The organism is Clostridium pacaense (assembly GCF_020709765.2).
Classification (GTDB): Bacteria; Bacillota; Clostridia; order Lachnospirales; family Lachnospiraceae; genus Enterocloster; species Enterocloster hominis.
This window is the reverse complement of the sequence record NZ_JAJFEB020000001.1, coordinates 161,936-181,295: the sequence shown is the minus strand read 5'-3', so window position 1 is coordinate 181,295 and position 19,360 is coordinate 161,936. Positions and strand designations below refer to the sequence as shown.

The 19,360-nt window shown below is 47.5% G+C and carries 20 protein-coding genes; 2 read left to right on the top strand and 18 right to left on the bottom strand.

From position 1 onward, the window contains the following. Window positions 1-101 precede the first annotated feature (101 nt). From prfH to LK536_RS30480, 3 genes are all read right to left on the bottom strand, one after another. The gene (gene prfH, locus LK536_RS30490) at window positions 102-692 is read right to left on the bottom strand and encodes a peptide chain release factor H (RefSeq protein ID WP_120057282.1); all 591 of its coding nucleotides are present in this window, start codon (window positions 690-692) and stop codon (window positions 102-104) included. 8 nt (window positions 693-700) lie between these two features. Next, complete coding sequence (locus LK536_RS30485) at window positions 701-1,774, bottom strand: RNA ligase RtcB family protein (protein WP_008725785.1); 1,074 nt, start codon at window positions 1,772-1,774, stop codon at window positions 701-703. A 662-nt stretch (window positions 1,775-2,436) separates the two neighbouring features. Next, window positions 2,437-3,048 (bottom strand): TetR/AcrR family transcriptional regulator, encoded by a 612-nt coding sequence (locus LK536_RS30480; RefSeq protein WP_227794850.1) that lies wholly within the window; start codon window positions 3,046-3,048, stop codon window positions 2,437-2,439. Between the two features lie 109 nt (window positions 3,049-3,157). On the opposite strand from LK536_RS30480, the gene LK536_RS30475 reads away from it, so the two are divergent. Beyond that, the gene (locus tag LK536_RS30475; RefSeq protein WP_227794849.1) at window positions 3,158-5,137 is read left to right on the top strand and encodes an oxidoreductase; all 1,980 of its coding nucleotides are present in this window, start codon (window positions 3,158-3,160) and stop codon (window positions 5,135-5,137) included. Window positions 5,138-5,263: 126 nt separating this feature from the next. After that, window positions 5,264-6,064, top strand: a complete 801-nt coding sequence (locus LK536_RS30470; protein ID WP_227794848.1) for an SDR family NAD(P)-dependent oxidoreductase — start codon at window positions 5,264-5,266, stop codon at window positions 6,062-6,064. 78 nt (window positions 6,065-6,142) lie between these two features. On the opposite strand, the gene LK536_RS30465 is transcribed toward LK536_RS30470, so the two are convergent. From LK536_RS30465 to LK536_RS30395, 15 genes are all read right to left on the bottom strand, one after another. Beyond that, window positions 6,143-6,907: a CPBP family intramembrane glutamic endopeptidase gene (locus LK536_RS30465; protein ID WP_227794847.1), complete on the bottom strand. Its 765-nt coding sequence runs from the start codon at window positions 6,905-6,907 to the stop codon at window positions 6,143-6,145. Window positions 6,908-6,918: 11 nt separating this feature from the next. Next, a complete protein-coding gene (locus LK536_RS30460; protein ID WP_227794846.1) occupies window positions 6,919-7,665 on the bottom strand; it encodes a hypothetical protein in 747 nt (248 codons plus the stop codon). Between the two features lie 46 nt (window positions 7,666-7,711). Then, window positions 7,712-8,470 (bottom strand): hypothetical protein, encoded by a 759-nt coding sequence (locus tag LK536_RS30455; RefSeq protein WP_227794845.1) that lies wholly within the window; start codon window positions 8,468-8,470, stop codon window positions 7,712-7,714. A 93-nt stretch (window positions 8,471-8,563) separates the two neighbouring features. Further along, complete coding sequence (locus tag LK536_RS30450) at window positions 8,564-9,268, bottom strand: LytR/AlgR family response regulator transcription factor (protein WP_008725805.1); 705 nt, start codon at window positions 9,266-9,268, stop codon at window positions 8,564-8,566. 2 nt (window positions 9,269-9,270) lie between these two features. After that, on the bottom strand, window positions 9,271-10,578 hold the full coding sequence (locus tag LK536_RS30445) for a sensor histidine kinase (RefSeq protein WP_227794844.1): 1,308 nt from the start codon (window positions 10,576-10,578) through the stop codon (window positions 9,271-9,273). Window positions 10,579-10,904: 326 nt separating this feature from the next. Continuing rightward, window positions 10,905-11,393, bottom strand: a complete 489-nt coding sequence (locus LK536_RS30440; protein ID WP_040382485.1) for a hypothetical protein — start codon at window positions 11,391-11,393, stop codon at window positions 10,905-10,907. Between the two features lie 17 nt (window positions 11,394-11,410). After that, entirely contained in the window at window positions 11,411-11,836 is a 426-nt protein-coding gene (locus tag LK536_RS30435) for a hypothetical protein (RefSeq protein WP_506092013.1), read from the bottom strand. 205 nt (window positions 11,837-12,041) lie between these two features. Beyond that, a complete protein-coding gene (locus tag LK536_RS30430; protein WP_227794842.1) occupies window positions 12,042-12,899 on the bottom strand; it encodes a TIGR02452 family protein in 858 nt (285 codons plus the stop codon). Between the two features lie 2 nt (window positions 12,900-12,901). Continuing rightward, the gene (locus LK536_RS30425; RefSeq protein ID WP_227794841.1) at window positions 12,902-13,822 is read right to left on the bottom strand and encodes an NUDIX hydrolase; all 921 of its coding nucleotides are present in this window, start codon (window positions 13,820-13,822) and stop codon (window positions 12,902-12,904) included. 5 nt (window positions 13,823-13,827) lie between these two features. Continuing rightward, window positions 13,828-14,391: a riboflavin biosynthesis intermediates N-glycosidase gene (ybiA, locus tag LK536_RS30420; RefSeq protein WP_227794840.1), complete on the bottom strand. Its 564-nt coding sequence runs from the start codon at window positions 14,389-14,391 to the stop codon at window positions 13,828-13,830. Window positions 14,392-14,732: 341 nt separating this feature from the next. Then, window positions 14,733-15,374, bottom strand: coding sequence for a CatB-related O-acetyltransferase (locus tag LK536_RS30415; protein WP_227794839.1), 642 nt, complete (start codon window positions 15,372-15,374; stop codon window positions 14,733-14,735). Window positions 15,375-15,536: 162 nt separating this feature from the next. Then, a complete protein-coding gene (locus LK536_RS30410) occupies window positions 15,537-16,409 on the bottom strand; it encodes a YitT family protein (protein ID WP_227794838.1) in 873 nt (290 codons plus the stop codon). Beyond that, the gene (locus tag LK536_RS30405; protein WP_008725823.1) at window positions 16,406-17,161 is read right to left on the bottom strand and encodes a copper homeostasis protein CutC; all 756 of its coding nucleotides are present in this window, start codon (window positions 17,159-17,161) and stop codon (window positions 16,406-16,408) included. Before LK536_RS30405 ends, LK536_RS30410 begins: the two co-directional genes overlap by 4 nt. A gap of 23 nt (window positions 17,162-17,184) precedes the next feature. Then, the gene (locus tag LK536_RS30400) at window positions 17,185-18,342 is read right to left on the bottom strand and encodes a Sapep family Mn(2+)-dependent dipeptidase (protein WP_227794837.1); all 1,158 of its coding nucleotides are present in this window, start codon (window positions 18,340-18,342) and stop codon (window positions 17,185-17,187) included. Window positions 18,343-18,393: 51 nt separating this feature from the next. After that, window positions 18,394-19,350: a glycosylasparaginase gene (locus LK536_RS30395; protein ID WP_227794836.1), complete on the bottom strand. Its 957-nt coding sequence runs from the start codon at window positions 19,348-19,350 to the stop codon at window positions 18,394-18,396. Between the last annotated feature and the right edge of the window lie 10 nt (window positions 19,351-19,360).

The following is a 19,360-nucleotide window of genomic DNA, read 5'->3' as shown; positions in this document are numbered from 1 at the left end:
TGTTTTATGAAACAGAATGGATAACTACTTTTATTCTAAGTTAGAAAGGAAAATATGGATAGTATATATTCTATTAAGATTTTATGACAAATCACACAGGATCATTTTTTCCTGATGAATTGCATGCCTTCGTAAATCCTCACTGGATTCCCGCGTTCCAGGCGGGTGTGTTCCAGCCATGCCAGCTCCTTTTCCCTCTGTCTGTTCTCCAGTTCCATATCTGCAAGGATATCACACAGTCGGTTCATGGCCAGCTTTTTATTCATGTGCTGGCTGCGGGCCTCAGTTGACACAACCGATATCCCGGTGGGGACATGGATGATGCGCACCCCTGTCTCCACCTTATTCACATGCTGACCGCCCTTGCCTCCGCTGCAAAAGGTTTCAAAACGCAGCTTCATATCCTCCCTGGCATCAGGCAGCTGTTCCAGGATACTCACGTCAATGAACCAGTTCTTCCGCCTGTGCTCCGGGCGGAACGGGCTTTTGCATATCCAGAGCACGCTTCCCTCCAGTTCCCGCATATCTTCTTCTGTCTCAAACATGATGGAGGAATACCCTCTGCCTGTTTTTCCGTGGACACTCTGGACCAGGCGCATATCCCTCCTCTCCTTTTGGAGCTGTCTGTAAAATAATCCCACTGCCAGTTCGCATTCCGCCGGGCCCTGCCCGGAGCTGATCTGTACCCTCATATCCTCACCTACCCTTTAAATGTGATGAGCGGGCGCAGGGTTGCGACCACATCAACCAGTCCATATTCCAGCAGTGACTCCATAACCTGTTCCACGTTCTTGTATGCCTCGGGCGCTTCTGCGAACAGCAGGTTGGTGTCGTGGCACACCACCTGGCTTTTATACCTGGTGCTGCGTATGGAATTGCGGTCGTATTTGCGGTCAATCCGGCTTTTACAGATGCTGCGCGCCCATTTGCGGCCTGCTCCATGGGAAATGGAATCCAGGGATATGTGTGTATCCCTGCCTGGAACACACACATAGGTCAGGCTTCCCCTGGAACCGGGAATGACCAGGGCATGGTGTCCGGCCGACACGCTTCCTTTCCTGTGCAGCCATCCTTCCCTTGTCTGCTCCACATAATTATGGCAGCTGTCCGTCAGCCGTTCCGTCCGGCTGTCAACATTCAGGTAATCCAGAAGCTTGACAGCGGCAGCCAGCCGGTTGCGCCCGGCCCACAAAAGCGCATTGTCGTGTTCCGCCAGGTAGGCATCCGCCTTGGAGGTACCCTCCTTAAGTCCGTCCGGCGAATAAAAACGTGAAAGGATTTCCTGCCCATAGCCCCTGGAGCCGGAATGGATTAAGAGAAAAATCTTTCCGTCCATAAGCCCCAGCTTTTCCGCCCTATCCCCATCATACACCTGGTCCAGGCACTGAAATTCAGCAAAGTGGTTGCCTGCGCCGATGGTCCCGAAATCCCGGATGGGACACGCCTCCTCATAGGGAATGTCACATGGGATGTCTTCCAGTCCGCGTATGGAGTTTAAACGGGTTACCCATTTATCCATCTTGAATTTCTTCTGTTTTACCTCTGTCTTAAAAAGGCTCATTCCGCAGCCGATATCATTTCCAATCAAATGGGGATAAAACCTTCCCTGGCTGAGAACCGCCATTCCGACCGGCGTCTTGCCCGGATGCAGGTCCGGCAGCCCCACGGCCCTTATGACCCCGGGCAGCCTGCCCACGCCGCAGAGCTGGTCCTTGGCAGCCTGCTCCACCCAATTCTTCTGATTACTGATCAATATGCAATTTTCCTGATTCAAATCTTAAATCTCCTTCATAAGCTGACAGGTAAAAAAGGGTACAAAAAAACACGACAACAAGCCGTGCGCAAAAAAACATATCATACGCCAGTCCCTGTCTGATTTACACTGTTATCTTGTTTTCACCTGATCCATCTGATTTGCCAACATAACAACCACTCCTTTGCTTATGAAGGACCGCCGTCCCACTTATTCTAGAACTTACTATAATGGGAAAGCCGGAAAATGTCAACCACTAAACAGAAAACTTTTATTTGCGGTTGATGAAATACTTAACCAGCTCAATCACAATTACAACGGTAAGTACGGTAACGGCCGTATTGACCGGATTTTCAAACAGCTTTGTGAATAACTCTCCTGCGCTCATGATCATGTCTCCATTCGTTTAATAACCCTTATTATAATATAAAAATATGCGTATGGCAAGGCGCAAGACTGACAGGGATGAAGATTCAAACACAACCTTGGACATGAAGGAAATGAAATCAATATCTTGGACAATATGTACAAAAAGAAGGGATAAGGTTTGTATAAATCAGAAAAAATAGTGATAAAAGAAGACATTTTCAAAAATAGCATTGACATTGGACATAAATGAATATATTCTAAAAATGAACATATTCACTTTTGGCGGGAGTATTTATACATAAAAGACCGCCGGGTTAAAATCTGGTCCGGCGGTCTTCCTCTATCCAATGGTCTATGAGGGATAATATATCGTTTTTAACGGTATCGTCATGGAAGAAGTATCCAACCTTCTTCCTGGTCACTTCGGAATGGGCATACTGGATGGAATCCAGCACACTGGCATGGGATAACAGAATCTCCTTTCCCGTATGCGGGCAGAACTCTCCCAGCAGTCCGGCTATCCGCTCCAGGTAAAGCTGCGATGCCTCCCTAACCCCCTCGTAGTTCTTTCCAACGGTCACCTGGTCCTCCTGGGCTGCTTTGGCAAGCCGGACGGTCTTTTCATCCCGGTCAAAGGCATTGGAGTTGTCAATCAGATAATCGGCCAGCTCCCGCGGGGTGCGCAGGTTCCCGATTTCCTCTGTGGAATGCCGGATGAATGTTATGGCATGTTCATTCCAGATATCAGCCAGCACATCCCGCTTTGTCTTATAATGATTGTAAAATGAACCAATGGAATAACCGGATTCCTTCACGATGTCATGTACGCTGGTATTCCTGTATCCCCGTTCCTGGAAAAGTTTAAGGGCCGCGGCCTTAATCTCCTGATGGGTCATTTCCGATTTTTCTTTTTGGCGAAGGCTCATATTGATTACCTGCTTTCCCGTGTTTTATCTGTTCCGGGTTTTATTATAGCAGGAATGCTGCTTTTTGTGAAGATAATCCAATCAACCAAACATTCAAGGAGGTATTATTATGGGCAGTTATCCACATATTTTCACACCGGGAAGAATCGGGCATGTTACCGTGCGCAACCGTACGGTCATGCCGTCCATGGGAACCAACATGTCGGACCATGGATTCGTCAACGATGCCATTGTCAACCATTATGTTGAGCGGGCCAAAGGCGGCGTTGGCCTGATTATGGTGGAGGTGACCTGCGTGGACACCCCGCTGGGCCTGAACACGCTGAACATGCTTGTGGCCGATGACGATAAGTACATACCGGGGCTTACACGCCTGGCTTCTGCCATCCATGAACACGGCGCAAAATGTTTTCTCCAACTGAGCCACACCGGACGCGGCGCGCGCAGGAAGAATATCCACGCCCAGCCAGTGGGACCATCTGCCGTGCCGATGCCATTTTCCTTCATGATGGGTTTTGGCAATGAGGAACCAAAGGCCCTCACCACCAGCGAGATCCGGGAGATTGAGGACAGGTATGCAGCGGCTGCAATCCGGGCTAAGAAGGCCGGGTTTGACGGTGTGGAACTCCACGCCTGCGGTTACTATATGGGACAGCAGTTCCTCTCTTCCACCGCCAACATAAGGACGGATGAATACGGCGGCAGCCCGGAGAACCGGAGCCGTTTCTATTCCAATATCATAGGAAAAATCAGACGCGGCTGCGGCAGGGAGTTCGGGCTTGTGGTGAAGCAGGCTGTCATGGAGGCCGGGGAACAGGGCGGGATTACCATGGATGAAGGCATGTACTACGCCAACCGTTTCCTCACCGCAGGGGCTGACGGGATTGAGGTCATGGGAGGTTCCTGGAAACCGCAGCCGGATCTGGACGATATCCCCAGTACGGCGGATAAACCAGGACGCATGCTGGGACTTTGCTCCATTGTCAAGAAGACCGTGCTCTCCATGCCGGGTGAAAAGGGACAGCCCGTATTCATCGGCGGCGGACGCACATACCTGCCGGAGCTGGCGGAACAGGCCCTGGCTGACGGACAATGCGATTTCATTTTCATGGGACACGGGCTTCTGGCGGAGCCTCATCTGGTGAACTATCTGGAACATGACTGCTATGACCAGGCCAGGCCCTGTATCGGATGCAACCTGTGCGCCGATGACCAGCTCTCCCATGGACGCCACATCCGCTGTTCCTGTAATGCAGTGCTCGGCAATGGGGATAATGACTATTCCATCCGGCCAGCCGTTGTCAAAAAAAATGTCCTGGTTGTAGGAGGCGGCATCGCCGGGATGGAAGCTGCCAGGGTGTCTGCCATGAGGGGACACCAGGTCACCCTGGTGGAAATGAATGACCACCTTGGAGGCCAGCTGGACTACGCGGTGGCGCCTCCCTACAAGGATAACCTGAAACAGTTATACCCTTACTATGAAAAGCAGCTGAAGCTGAACGGCGTACAGGTCCTTCTGAACACCAGGGCGGATGTTTCGTGGATCCTGTCCCGGAAACCGGACGCAGTCATCTGGGCCTGCGGCGTCCGTCCGGCCGCACTCCCCATACCCGGTTTTGAAAAACCCAATGTCTCCACTGCCAAGGAGGTGCTTCTCGGAAAGGAAACAGGCAGTCATGTGGTGATTATCGGCGGCGGTGTGGTTGGCTGTGAGACAGCTGAACTTCTGCTTTTGCAGGGCAAAAAAGTGACTGTGGTGGAAATGCTGGACACCCTGGCAGGGAAGATGGCCGCTACTACCCGCTCCATCCTTATGGGGCATTTAAAGGGACATGGCCTTACTGCATATATGGAGTGTACCTGCAGGGAAATCACGGATACCGGAGTCATTATCGAGGACAAGGAAGGAAAGAAAACGGAAATTGTCTGTGATGACGTGTTAATCAGTATCGGGGATAAACCCAACAATGAACTGTGTGACCAGCTGGCATCCATGGTTCCGGAATTTTACAATATCGGTGACAGCCAAATGCCGGACAGCTTCGCAGCCTCCTCATCCGCCGGGTATTATACGGCGCTGGGGATATAGGGCTAATACGGTGCTGGGAATATACGGCTTACGGTGCTGGGAATTCAGGGCTTATGGCGCTGGGAATATAGGACTATATGGGAACTGCGCGGCGCAGTTCCCACTGACAGATAAGGAGGGTGGAAAATGGACAGGATTAAGGACAAGGTTGCAATCGTAACCGCATGTACAAGAGGAATCGGACGGGCCATTTCGGACCGTTTTGCAGAGGAAGGGGCCATTGTTTATATGGCTGTGCGAAGGGTGGACGCGGGACAGGAAATCGCAGACGCCCATAACGCGCTGGGGCGCAGGGTGCACGTGGTTTATTTTGACGGGGATATCCTTGATACCATCAGGCCCATGGTGGAATCTGTTTATGAGGCAGAGGGACGTATCGACATCCTGGTAAATAATCTGGGCGGCGGGGTCAGGCCCGGGAACAAGGATATCGTGGGAAGCGATATGGAAGCCATACATAAGGCATTTGAATTCAATACCATCGTCACATCCTTGTGTGCCCAGTATGCGGTTCCCCATATGATAGAGGGAGGCGGCGGAAGCATTGTTAACATATCTTCCGAGACAGCCGTGGTCCCCCAGCTGACCAGAAGCTGGTACGGCATTGCCAAGACAGCGGTCAATGCGCTGACCGAACATATTGCCGTCCAGTACGGTCCCCAGAATATCCGGTGCAACGCTGTGATGCCTCCATTTACAAAAACAGACGCAGTCAAGGTGCTTCCCCCGGAGTTCATGGAACAATACGCCAGGGCGGTCCCTTTAAGGCGTGTGGCAGAGCCTGAGGACATGGCCAATGCCGTGCTGTTCCTGGCCAGCGACGAGGCGTCTTTCATCACCGGCCAGTGCCTGCTGGTTAATGGGGGGTATACCCTTCCGGGAGCCGATTATGCGGATTCCATAGCGCCAAGGACAGCTAGATGCTGAGGATGACGGGATACGGATGATTGGGGAAGAGGTACGGTATTGCATGGATTGGATTCAATCGGGCAATACCGTACCTCTTCATATTAGTTCCGGGTCAGCTTGATCTTTTATATACTTTTTCAGGAAAATCAAACTAAAGATAAGAATCAGAAATCCAATGGAAATAGAAGAAACCATAACATGATATGGAATAAAATCGGATTTCATAAAATAATTCAAGATAAGGGAATAGGTATTATTGGCTATATGTATAAGCATACCTAGTCTTAAATCATTTGTAATTGAAATCACATAGCCGATAATCAGACCCATATAAACCGCACTAATGAACTGGACCAAATTCATATGGCTTATACCAAACAATATGGCGGAAAAAATAACGGCATAAATATTTCTGTGATAACGTTTTATACTATTATACAGAATACCACGGAAAAATAATTCTTCTAAAACAGGCAGGATAAGGCACGTATAAATAATAATGACTGGATTTCTCGAACTATCCTGTATGGCATGGAATGTTTCACTTCCAATCTGATTAAACAAGCCTGCCCCAATCTGTGGAATAAGCATGAAAATCAGTTTATGGGACATACATATACCTATGCCGGTTAATAGACATAAAAGATATGGTCTCCACCCGGATGATGTAAAACGTTTTTTAAGATTGGTACCAGATAAATATTTTTTAAAAAATATAATGAACACTATGTAGGATATGCCTTGGGTTGTATAGAGCATAATAGACCTAGCTATGTAATCCAATGATGAGAAGATAGAAAAACAGAGTCCATTTATTATAGATGTAATCATTTGAAAAAATATCCATATTAGAAATGCCATGGTTTTCCCTCCTATCGTACATTTCTTTGGCTTTTCCATAAAGATACATTATTTTTTCCATAATGGCTGGTTTTAAAATGTCCTTTCCCAAGCGACCAGAAAACGTGCAATCCGACCAGTGTAAAAAATAAGAAATAGAGTAAGCCCCCAATGGGATATATGTGAGGGGCTTTGTATATAACCTGCCGTTCTCCGTCTGGGGATATTCTTACAAATTGGGATGGATAAGCAGAACGTTCATATGTATACCCATCAATCGTCCGGCTGGGCTTATCTAAATATTGTATTAACCTGCTTTCGGCATCCGTGTCCACCTTTCCTTTATTCCATACCTTACACACTTCCCCATCCCGTGTTACCTCATATACCATATTGGACCGTATTGAAGATATGAGTATATGATTGCCATGGAATTGGAGATAATAATGTGCTTTGGTATCGATTACAAGCCCAAAAATAAATTCCCCATTCTGGTTATATGCATTCATATACCCATCCCTGAATCCTACAATCATATCCCCGTCATCAGAAACATCAAATACTTTAAGTACGGCGTCAGTCATATGTTCGCTGTCTGACTTTCTTATATCTTCTGTATATTTGCTTATATCTTTTATTTCATTTTCGTTTGATAGAATAAAAGTTTGTGCGATTGATTCAGCAGGTTCCGCAGCATGTGCATATCCGCAGCAAAATAGAATCCATATGATTGTCATGATAGGACTGACTGCCCTGATACGCCGGAAGAAGGTTTTCATTGATTGGGGCCTCCTGACTATTACAAGGCTGGTTGGCTTATGACATTCAGCCTCTGTTCCCATATTTTCCGCATATGTCATCGTATGCGATAGGCGCATTTTTTGACCATGCTTGAAAGATATCATCTGTAGGAACTATCGTTGCTTTTCTTTCGCCTACATGAATGATTTCCAAAATACCATTATTGTTTTTCCACTCCCCGCCAAAATTCCTTATGATCCAGTCTCCGTAGATCGCCGCAATATCTATCAGGGCATCAACCGCATCACAAAACAGATTATCACTCAGGCGGCTGATTTTTAGTTCCAACCCTGCTAATTCCAAACTGGGATTATTCCTTTTACCGGTAGTTAAAAAATCTCGTACCGCCCGTTCTCTATGACGTTCAAGTTGTTTAAAATATTCCATATTTCTGATGGGCGTTTCATCTGTGACAGGCTTACATAATTCCTCCAGTTTTCTAATTCCATAATTACAGATGATATCTTTAAATCCCATCACAATCCCTTCAAAGTCATCCTGCGTTTTATAGTCATAACCAAAAGTCCAACGGGGATCGTACAAATGCAGCTCTTTCGTAGACAGGTTTTTTGCGCTGACTACTCTTCTGATTGGGTAGTCAACCATGAAACGCATATCAACGTAGGTAAATTTATCATAAATATCAATTTTTTGACTTCCCCTTACATACTGCCAACCGTTTCCGTCACCGTCCGCTTCCCAAGTTTCATAACGGAATCCCTGGGGCATCAATATGGGGGTTATTTCATTTTCAATATACGCTGACTTTGTTTTATAATCCACGTATCCTCCTTTCCCCGGCCGTATCCGCCCATATGATGCAGATATCCCGGCAGGCTTTTCCTTGTTTGAATCCCCAGTCTCCCTGCGGATGTTTCATATACTGATCCAGTCCATGTATGCATCCCGTACCTGGGTCAGATAAGGCTTGCTGATGGTAAGCCAGATGGAATTGCCCATCAGCAATTCCCGGCCTTTTATTTGTTTTACATGCATGATGTTGACTGACGTTGTCCTGTGGCAGCGGATAAACTGTTTAGGAAGCTGTTCCATCATCTGATAAAATGGTATTTTGTGTGTGATGGTCCCGGACACGGTTACCAGCGCTGTATAATGCAAAGCAGCCTGACAGTACAGTATGTCACGGTATGGGATGGAAAGGATGGTATCTTTGCTGTTATAAATGTATTTGGCATTTGAAACACGCTCCAATGCGGTATCCATACATGCATGAATCCGTTCATACATTACCGGTTTCAGGATAAAGGCAACGGCATTGGTCCCATAGCCGTCATACACATATATATCATGCATGGTCAGAAACGCCAGCGGGGTGTGGGAGCCGTTCTTATTAAGAGCTTGTGCCGTGTCAATGCCATTGAGCTTTCCATCAAGTTCGATGTCCATGAATATAAAATGGAAATCGTTGAAGTCCTCTTTTAAAAAGTCCTCACCCGTCGTGAAATGCCGGATAATCAGCTCACATTTCCGGTTCATGGCCGCCCAGGCATGCAGCTTCTCTTCCAGCTTTTCCCTGTCCGATTCATTATTTTCAACGATTGCAATCTGCATACAAAGCATTCCTAACCATGCCTCCTTTGTGATGGTATAACTATTATGATTTCAAAGGATGTCTCTTGGGGATTTAATCGATAGAATCCATCGGCACGTTCAACAATCTGTCTGATTTGGGACAGACCGATTCCATGTCCTGGTTCTGTTTTGCGGCTCTCCAATGCCTCACCGTCAAAATTGTAAATACCGTCACAGCTATTCTTGATGACAATCCGGAACATATTATCCACCTGCGTTACTGTTAGTTCAATATAACGGCTATTTATATTGGATAAATGCAGGACAGCTTCAATGGCATTGTCCAACAGGTTCCCAAACAGGGATGAGATATCCGCATCACTCATGGGGAAATCCCTGCAGTCATTTATGGCATAAATAATATGGATTCCATGCCGTTTTGCCTTCATGAATCCGGCGGACAACACATTATCCAAGGCCGGGTTGCCGCTGTTGGTCAGCAGACCTGCATATTCTGTAAAGCCGGAATTGTCCCGTATGTAACTAAGCGCCCGTTCTACATGACCGGATTCGAGGAACCCGGTGACCATCTGTATATGGCCCTTCATATCATGGCGCCAGGTGCGCAGGGCTGTGACTGCGTCCTGGGCGGCTTCCAGTTCCTTTATCCTGTTTTCATCCCGCTGCTGTTTCATCAGAAGGCGGTTCCTTTCCTGACAGACCTTTGCAAACCAGATCATGATACTCAATGTTGTAATGGTAAGGATGATAATGAACAGGTAGGCAATATCTGTCATGATGGCAATATCCTCATAAACCTCCAGGGAGCTGACGGTTATGGAGATATTGGCAAACTGGTCCAGTAAGGCCAGGGTAGACAACGTCATGGCAAGAAGCAGTATCTGTACCTTTCGGGGCAGGACGGATTGATTTTTCAACAGCTGGATAAGGCCTGTGGCAACAATGAAGCTTATGATCAGATATAATGCAACCATATAATAGCGTTCAGCAGACGGCTTCAATAGCTGTTTTATGCTGATCTGCAATAAAAGATCCGTTATGCGGAATACAATATGCTCGGATATCAGGGCAACCAGCATATAGGAACAGCCGCATATAAGCTTTCCTCCCCTGCGCCCCGGGAAACAGGTATAGGAATACAGGATTTGCAGTGCGGTGACACAGGCTAACCGTATAACAGGATGGAAATACAGTGAATCAATCCAGGTAATTACAAATGCCAGGAAGATCCCACCTATCAGCTGACGGTAACGGTAACGGCCAGTCCCACCTAAAATCCGATAAAATAGATACCAGCAGATGCCCGTCTCCACAAAATTAATGGCTACTTCTATCATTTTCTCATGTTCCTCCACCAAATACAACTATAACCGGGTATCAACTCATGCAAAAAAAAGATAATTCGTGCAAAAACCCAAGTTAATTCTTTCAAATCACCAATCAGGATCAGCCACCGTACTTTTAAGTATCCGCCGCACCTACCAATATAATAAAAGAAAAATATAGGTACATCAATACAAATCCGACAATTAGATTCCCAATGCCCTTCCTCCTTGTCCGGTAAAACAATCAAGGCTGGATAAATTAATATCCAGCCTTGATTCCTCAAACACGCCCTAATAAGAGGAATATCAACCACTATCCATAGAAAAATGTTTTGTTCTCAGAAGATTGAATATAGAAAATATAAAACAACGGCACACAATAATGCAGTTAGAATGAATAAATATGGAATGATCTTTATATTTTTATCCTCTCTGGGGCAATAAAAGTCTGTTATATCATTCGGGTTATAGTAAATATCCACCTCGTCCCCAGGCTTTCCAACTGAAAGAAATGCATAAGGAACCCTTGAATCCATACCATTACACTCCTGATTCCCAATGCTGAACTTATATATTGTGAAACGATGTGGTATGGATGGCGCTGTAATATACCTGTTATGAGTGCGTTTAAGATACTCAACATAGACACCCGTAGATAGATAATCAATCTGCCCTATGGTTTTCTTAATACATCTGCGTATTACATCCATATTCTTTTCCTTAATTGTGCTATATGCATTGAAAAGTATTATGATAATAGATATATAGATTGCAGTAAGCATGATTAACAATCCAATGGAACGATCCATCATGATATCTCCGTTCATATGTTGAGGATAAGTGATTAAACATAGTTTATTTTCCTTAAAAAACTTAGTACGGTCTTTTTGTGTTCATATGGAACTTTTACAAAAACATAAGTATTATCAATCTGGATTACCAGTTCATAAGTATCATCCTTATTTCTTCTTGAATATTTATAATACCGGCCCACACTTAATGTATAGTTTTTCCCTCCTGCCTGTTCCCTTATTTTTTCTTCCATGTTTTCCCTTAACATACGGGCATGTTCCGTTGAGTCTGTTTCAGCATATTCTATATTGATGCCATCATCTATATATACTTTTCCGGAATGCAAGATGAAATTGTCCTTCGCTTCACTTATATCAATCCATTCATATCCATTCATTTCCGCTATTCTTTTTAATTCTGCAAACTCCATAGGCGATTGTGGAGTTATGTTTTTCAGAATAACATAACCAATTGACAAGATTATTAATATGATTAAAAAAAATGGAATAACGAATCTTTTCCGTCCATAAATTAGATACACGTTTACCATTCCCCCCTTTTTAATACTTACAATATAATAAATTCCGTGTATTTTCAATGGATTTGCATGAAAAGCCTGTTTTCTGCATGAATAGACGTGATGGCATGCTTAAACTTCTGAAAGGATTTTTTGGAATCCTTCTTCAATTTATTCCGCGGGCAATCGTTCCTGCCTCATCCGCGCCAAATACCTCCTCAAACGCCCGCAGGCAATCCTCTTTCCTGGAGCGGTCCATGACAGCAAACACCACGGTATCGAAGGTATCTGCAAAGTATCCTGTCAGCAGTTCCTTCCACCAGCTGGCTATCCTGTACGGGTCATTGCGGAATACGCCGCATCCGTAAGCCCCGAGGATGAGATGACGGTGATTCATCTGCACGAACAGGGACAGGGCCACCTTCATGCGTTCATACATGGCTGTTTCCGCCTTATGTATATCCTCCCCCTTCTGCATCACCTGCCCCATGTTGACAGCAGGCAGGGTAAGTACGGAAGCTGTCACAGGTTCCTCTAAAAGTTCAAACCGGCCATCACGGAAAAATACAACTTCAGGGGAATAGATGGCATGGTTGGTATATATCATGGACGGGCAGTTCCGGTTGTTCTGATAGTATTCCGGGTGTCTGGTCAGGGTCTGGTAGAGTCCGCTGGAAGCAGCTATGCTCTCCTCCTGTGCCATGGCACCGTTTAAGAACCCTCCTCCGGGATTCTTGGCGCTGGCAAAGTTCAGTACCCCGGGATCCGCCACCCCATCCCCTGACAGCCTAAGGATGGCCTCCACGGTAGAACAGTTCATGGTCTTCATTACAGGTAACATACCGGAAGGTTCCCCTTTGACGTATGTTGCGGCCAGTGTCTCTGCCTGTTCCGGTGTGAATAAAAGGCTGTTGTCCACAGATGCCCTGTGCTGTTTCCTTATATCAATTATCCTGCCATGGGTTTCGTAGGTTCCACGTCTCATGATTTCCAGTGTTTCTCTGGCAGTTGCTTTTCTATCCATACTTAAAACTCCTTCCATTTTTTACGGTACAGCCTGGATGGACGATGGCCCTCGTTCCCTGTGTAGGAATCTGTCTCCTCCACAAGGGATGCTGCCTTCCTGCGGAAAGCTGCCTTTAAAAGGCGTTTTCCCAGAATCACCTCATATACCTGCTGCAGCTGTGTCAATGTGAATTCAGAAGGCATCAGGTGAAGGGCCAGTCCGCTGTACTCAACCTTGCCCCGGAGCCGTTCCAGGGCATAGGTGATGATCCTGGCATGGTCAAAAGCCAGGCCATTGTTTTCCGTTATCTCATATTCTGTAAATGTGCCGTTTTCTGTTTTGGTCATGGATTTCTCAATGACAGAGGAAAGGCAGATGTTGTCCGAGGTTAATTCAAGCTTATAATGCTGGATACGGACAACCTTTGGTTCCTCTCCGTCCGTGGGAACAGGATAATCCGTGTGTTCATCCATCAGGTAGAAGGAAATGTGGAACCAGCGGGCGTTATCCGCGTCATCCCCTGCTTTTATCCGGACTTTGGAACTGTCAATAAGCGCCATATAAGAACAACTCATGACCCAGGTGCGTGGGTCGCGGCCCGGGTCGCTGAAGGTATACAGCTGTTCCATGTATACATGGTTAAGCCCGGTTTCTTCCATGAGTTCCCTTCTGGCTGCCTGTTCCGTGGTTTCGTCCGGCCGTACAAAGCCGCCGGGCAGGGCCCAGGAACCCAGATAGGGATGAACCCCTCTTTGGATTAACAGTATGCCCAGTTCCTTTTCAGGCAGCTTCCTGTAATTATCTTCTGTTTCCTCCAAAACCGTGAAAATAGCCATGTCGGCAGCCATCGAGGGCCGCTCATAGTGGCCGGGATCATAGGATTGTAAATACTCGGCTTCAGTCAGGCCATTCCGGTCAAGTATCCTGGTGTCCCTGTCCATCCCTGTCATGCCTCCTTTTCCTGTTCCATAAGGATATCCCTGGCCTCGGTCAGGGCAAATCCCAAAAGATTCGTACCTTTCCACTTTACCGGGCATTGCGCATCCGGATTACTCTTTCCCATACCAATTCCCCAGATGCGGTCCCTTGGGCTTGCCTCCACCAATATCCTGTTCTTAGTGGAACGCAGGAATTCCCACAATTCCGGATTCTGGGAAAACTTTGCCATGCTGGCTTGTTTGACAATGCCATAGCATGCATTGTCCCATGTCTCTTTATCAAAATTACGGACACTCCGGCCGTATGCCTTCATGGCCTTTGGCTGCTTTGCCTCCAAAATCAGTGAAAGCATCTCCTGGTCATGGAACATCCTTGCCTTTTCCGCCATCATGAACTGCTCTGCGCAGGAATATGTAATCCCATCTACTTCAAAGCGGGCCATCCACCACTGGCTCAGGCAGGTCTCGGTTATACGCCCGCTGGAATCCGGTGTGTGGCCCCAAAAGAACAGGAATTTATAATGTTGTCCTTTGTTATATGCCTTTTTCAAATCTTCCAATGAATAAACCATGCCACTCTCCTCCTTATGGTATCATGCTGGATATTTGCATCAATCGTATTGCAATGATAGTAATATATTGTTAATAACAACTTGATACTATCATGATATATGATTGTGGATTGATTGTCAAGGGGATTTGGTATATATGACAGGATTAAAAAATGAATTAAGAAGCCATTAAGTTTACATAAAAATATTATGTTAACATGTTGCTGAGGTAAAGCTATTTTTACGGAGATTTTTCACACATTCCATTATGCAGACCACTCTCCCATCCTATGCATCCGGAATCATAAAAACCGGCAGACAACTGCAATCCACAGCTGCCTGCCGGTATAAACCCATCCTATCTACAGATGAAGCCTCTTTAATGAATCAATATCCCCTGCCTGTATGAACGGTATGGCAGATGAAATCTTCTCCACCGGCCAGTCCCACCACTTCATCTCCTGTAATGTTTTGACATCTTCATCTGAAAAACGTTTCCGTATCATCCTGGCCGGGACACCTCCTACGATTGTATAAGGCGGCACATCCTTGGTGACAACGGCCCTGGTTCCGATGATGGCCCCGTCGCCAATGGTGACCCCTGCTAAAATAACAGCCTCATATCCAATCCACACATCGTTGCCAATGACAATATCACCCTTATTGTCCCACGCCATGTCCGGTCTCATGCCATGTCCCCACTCTTCATAAAACAAGGGGAATGTATAGGTGGCAAGGGAACCCATGGTGTGGTTCGCACTGTTGAACAGGAATCTGGCGCCGCATGCAATGGAACAGAATTTCCCGATGATAAGCCTGTCCTTATTGATTGGATAATGGTAAAGGACATTATTTTTTTGAAAATCCCTTGGGTCGTGGACAAAATCGTTATAAATGGTAAATTCCCCTATTTCAATATTGGGATTCCCAATTACATTCTTCAAATATACAATCTGCGCATCTCCCGTTCTGGGATAAATCCTGCTGCTGTCTGGAATAGTCATTATAATCCTCCTGATTCATCAATTATTGTTTTGGGACTATTCCAGTTAATGCAATGCAGAGTTTCATATAACCCTCCTTTTCCGTCTTATATCAAATATATTACAGGAACAAAAGAAAGAATGGAATACCAAATAAAAAAATATCCAGACATCCAGGCAACCTCATTCAATGGGCGCCTGATAAAACCCGCCATAAAAATTCTCCGTCTTAATCATGTTCACAATCACATGCGGATCCTGTTCCCGCATCAAATGGACGATATCATTCACCTCATAGGAGGAAACCACTGTGTGCAGCAGGTACATTTTCCTGTGGCTGTAGCCGCCCATGGCGTCCACGCAGGATATCCCATGCCTGTACTCTTTCACGTAAGCCTTAATCACGTCCTCTGCATTGGTGGTGGTAATCTGCAGCGTGACCCGCTCATACCTGTGGTGGAAGGCAGATATGGCCTTGGTGGAAACAAACTGGAATAAGATGGAGTACCCAGCATAAAGCCATCCGAACATATATCCGAAAATACAAAGGATGACACAGTTGCCTGCAAACACATATTCCCATATGGATTTCCCGGTCTTATTGGACACATACAGCGCAATGAAGTCAGTGCCGCCTGTGGAGGCATTTCCGCGCAGCGCGATGGCAATGGCAATGCCGTACAGGAAGCCGCCGAACACCACATCCAGAAGCACATCATTGAACAGCGGCTGGAAATGGAACACCTTCAGGAAAAAGCTGGCAAGGAATACCTGCAGCATGGAATAAAAGGTAAATCGCATGCTGATGCTTTTACTGCACAGGATGGCCACAGGTATGTTGAGGACCAGCATTCCCAGGGACGTGGAGATATTATGTCCATATAAAGAGGCAATCCTGTCAATCAGGATTGCCACGCCCGTGAAACCGCTGGACAATAGGTTGGCTGGCCGGATGAATGCCTGGATTACATAGGTCTGGAGCAGTGCGGAGGCGATGACCGCTGCAATGGTTATGAGCCTGCGCACCATGATATTCTTCTTGTATTTGGCAATCATAGCCCTGTCTCCCCTGCTTCCCCAATACTTATGAGAAGTTTGCGCACCAGCTCCTCCGAGACCACATCATAAGCACGTTCATTGGGAGCAGCCCCAAAGGCATAGGAAACGCTGTTTACAATGGTGGTTGGGTCCTCCACCCAGTCCTTGCAGGAACTGTGCACCTGGGTAAGGCCGGTGTCATCCATCAGCTTCCTGGCATTACCGGCGTTAATGCCGCTTCCTGCCAGAATCTCAATCCTGTCCCCATACATGGCCTGAAGTTCCTTTAAAAGAGCCGTGCCTTCTACTGCCTTGGCCTTCAGTCCGCTGGTCAGCACCCGGTCAACCCCCATGTCAATCAGGATTTCCATGGACCTGTAAGGATTGTCCGTGCAGTCAAAGGCACGGTGGAATACGGCTTCCTTCCCATATTCATGGATGATGGAAACCAGCCTTTCATTCTGCTCACGGTTAATGGTGGCATCCGGGTTCAGGCAGCCAAAGGCAATTCCGTCCGCGCCATGGCTGACCAGGATCCTGGTATCCATCTCCATCACCTCAAAATCCTCCTTGCAGTAACAGAAGCCGCCGCCCCTGGGACGGACCATTGCCACTGTCCTGATACCGCAGTGTTCCTTCACAAGCTCAAGGGTGCCCAGGGAGGGGGTAAGCCCTCCCAGATGCAGCCCGCTGTTTAACTCTATCCTTTTGGCGCCCCCGGACGCGGCCTGGACCGCATCATAGTAGCTGCCGCAGCATATTTCCAACATAGTTCCATTCCTCCGTATCTGATTCACAGGCCTGTCCGCCAGCCGTTCCCCGCTGTCTGCTGCAGCTGCCCCAGCCGGTACAAAGCCAAAGCATATATCCGTGCGTTTGTCATCAGGTCATCCACTGTCATCCATTCATTGGGATTATGTCCAATCCCCTTCTGTCCCGGAAAACTTGGCCCAAAGGGCACGATTCCCGGCATCCCCTTGGCATAGGTCCCTCCTGTGGTGGTAACCGGCGTCCCGTCCTGTCCCGTTACGATCTCATAGCTTTCCTGAAGCGCCTTTACCATGGGGCTGTCCTTTTCAAATATGACCGGGTCATAATTCATGACCAGTTCTGCACGAAGCCCTGATTCCAAAGCCTTCCCCTGAACCTTATCCATGATCTGCTGGATGGAGAATCCGCCCGGATAGCTTAGGGTCACATCAAAACTGACCATTCCGTCCATGCATCCCAGTTTATATCCCCGCATCTCCATGGTCCCGTATTCCTCATGGAAAAAGTCAATCCCCAGGCGGTCGCCTGTATTCCTGGCCCCGATAAAATACTGGTTCACAAATTCAAAAAATGGTTCCAGCTTTTCTTTCTCCCCAAGGATCCGCACAACGGCCCGTCCTCTCTCACTGTACACCACCGGATACTTACAATCCGGTGTAAACCCATATACAGGGGGCTTCTCCTTTGTGAGATAATAGTTCAGATCCTCAAAGCCTGTTTCTTCGTCACAGCCAAAGATGATCCTGACCGGGCGCCTTAACCCAAGGCCCAGCTTCTTAAGGGCCGCCAGCCCGTAAAGACAGGCCAGCACAGGCCCTTTATTGTCCAATACTCCCCTGCTGTAAATGACCCCGTTCTCCATATATCCGCTAAAGGGCGGCTGTTTCCAGCCCTCCCCCACCGGCACCACATCCACATGCCCGATGGCGCAGACGTATCCGTCTTCTCCCCTGCCATACTGGGCATAGCCGATGTAGTTGTCAAGATTCACCGTGTCAAAGCCAAGGCGTCCGCTGATATCCAGCGCGCTTAAAAGAGCCTGCTTCACGCCCGGGCCGAACGGGGCGTCCTCTGACCCGGCCCCCTCCACGCTGTCAATCCGCACCAGCTCAAGGATGCTGTCAATCATCTCATCCTTTAAACTGTCCACGGCCTCTATGATACGCTGATCTAAACCCATATCTAAACCTATATCCGAACCCATATCAAAGTCCCTATTTAAGCCCATGAATCATTCCTCGATAGGCGCCATACGCGTCTTCATGTAGTTTTCCATCCACTCCTCTGAAGCAACCTCAAAGGTACAGTGTCCGTCCTCTCCCCGGGTTACCAGATAAACCGTGGGTTCCTGGTTTTCCGTGACAACTGCGAAGGAAAACCCTTCAATGTTGGTGGCAACGCCCCATTCACCCTTTGGGTTCATGGCTATCAGGGAAAGGTCCCCGGCCTGGCCCCTTCTCTCCTTCAGCTCCGCGTCCAGCTTATTCACGGCTGTCTCACATGCCTCCTGGGGATGCATGCCCTCCCCCATGAGTCTTACGATTTCATAGGAAATGCACCCTTTCATCAAATCCTCACCCAGCCCGGTGGCGCTGGCGGCGCCGCGCTTGCTGTCCGCATAAAAACCGGAACCTGAGATAGGCGAATCACCCACCCGTCCCTTTTTCTTCATGAAAAGCCCGCTGGTGGATGTGGCGGCAGTCATTTTACCTGTCATGTCCAGGCATGCCATGCCAACCGTGTCATGGCCGGAGTATGGCTTGATTTCCTGGGCAGCCACTTCCTTCACCCGCTTGCGGTAATGTGCCTTGGCCCGGTCCGTCAGCATGTTCTTGCGCTCAAATCCTTCCTTATGTGCAAACTTCTCAGCGCCCTCGGCCACCAGCAGGCTGTTGACCTTTTCATGGCTCAAGCGCCTTGCAATGGAAACCGGGTTGGCAAAATCCTTAATGGCCGCAACAGCCCCGATATCCAGCGTATCCCCGTCCATGAACGCGGCGTCCATCTCCACTTCCATCTCTTCATTTGGAAGTCCGCCGTATCCCACGGATTTGTAGTATGGAAAATCCTCCACCTCACGGATGGCTGTCTCAATGGCATCCCCCGCGTCCTTTCCGGCCTTTAAAAGCTCAGACCCCTTTGTAATCCCTTCCACGGCCATACGCCAGGTTGCAATCATTCCCCACATGGCAGATTCC

Coding starts and splice junctions, on each gene's coding strand:
- LK536_RS30475 (WP_227794849.1), top strand. CDS start 3,158: ATGGGCAGTTATCCACATATTTTCACACCGGGAAGAATCGGGCATGTT.
- LK536_RS30445 (WP_227794844.1), bottom strand. CDS start 10,578: ATGATAGAAGTAGCCATTAATTTTGTGGAGACGGGCATCTGCTGGTAT.
- LK536_RS30430 (WP_227794842.1), bottom strand. CDS start 12,899: ATGGATAGAAAAGCAACTGCCAGAGAAACACTGGAAATCATGAGACGT.
- LK536_RS30410 (WP_227794838.1), bottom strand. CDS start 16,409: ATGATTGCCAAATACAAGAAGAATATCATGGTGCGCAGGCTCATAACC.
- LK536_RS30480 (WP_227794850.1), bottom strand. CDS start 3,048: ATGAGCCTTCGCCAAAAAGAAAAATCGGAAATGACCCATCAGGAGATT.
- LK536_RS30400 (WP_227794837.1), bottom strand. CDS start 18,342: ATGGGTTTAGATCAGCGTATCATAGAGGCCGTGGACAGTTTAAAGGAT.
- LK536_RS30470 (WP_227794848.1), top strand. CDS start 5,264: ATGGACAGGATTAAGGACAAGGTTGCAATCGTAACCGCATGTACAAGA.
- prfH (WP_120057282.1), bottom strand. CDS start 692: ATGAGGGTACAGATCAGCTCCGGGCAGGGCCCGGCGGAATGCGAACTG.
- LK536_RS30415 (WP_227794839.1), bottom strand. CDS start 15,374: ATGACTATTCCAGACAGCAGCAGGATTTATCCCAGAACGGGAGATGCG.
- LK536_RS30405 (WP_008725823.1), bottom strand. CDS start 17,161: ATGTTGGAAATATGCTGCGGCAGCTACTATGATGCGGTCCAGGCCGCG.
- LK536_RS30425 (WP_227794841.1), bottom strand. CDS start 13,822: ATGGACAGGGACACCAGGATACTTGACCGGAATGGCCTGACTGAAGCC.
- LK536_RS30440 (WP_040382485.1), bottom strand. CDS start 11,393: ATGAACGGAGATATCATGATGGATCGTTCCATTGGATTGTTAATCATG.
- LK536_RS30395 (WP_227794836.1), bottom strand. CDS start 19,350: ATGTGGGGAATGATTGCAACCTGGCGTATGGCCGTGGAAGGGATTACA.
- LK536_RS30465 (WP_227794847.1), bottom strand. CDS start 6,907: ATGGCATTTCTAATATGGATATTTTTTCAAATGATTACATCTATAATA.
- LK536_RS30460 (WP_227794846.1), bottom strand. CDS start 7,665: ATGAAAACCTTCTTCCGGCGTATCAGGGCAGTCAGTCCTATCATGACA.
- ybiA (WP_227794840.1), bottom strand. CDS start 14,391: ATGGTTTATTCATTGGAAGATTTGAAAAAGGCATATAACAAAGGACAA.
- LK536_RS30450 (WP_008725805.1), bottom strand. CDS start 9,268: ATGCTTTGTATGCAGATTGCAATCGTTGAAAATAATGAATCGGACAGG.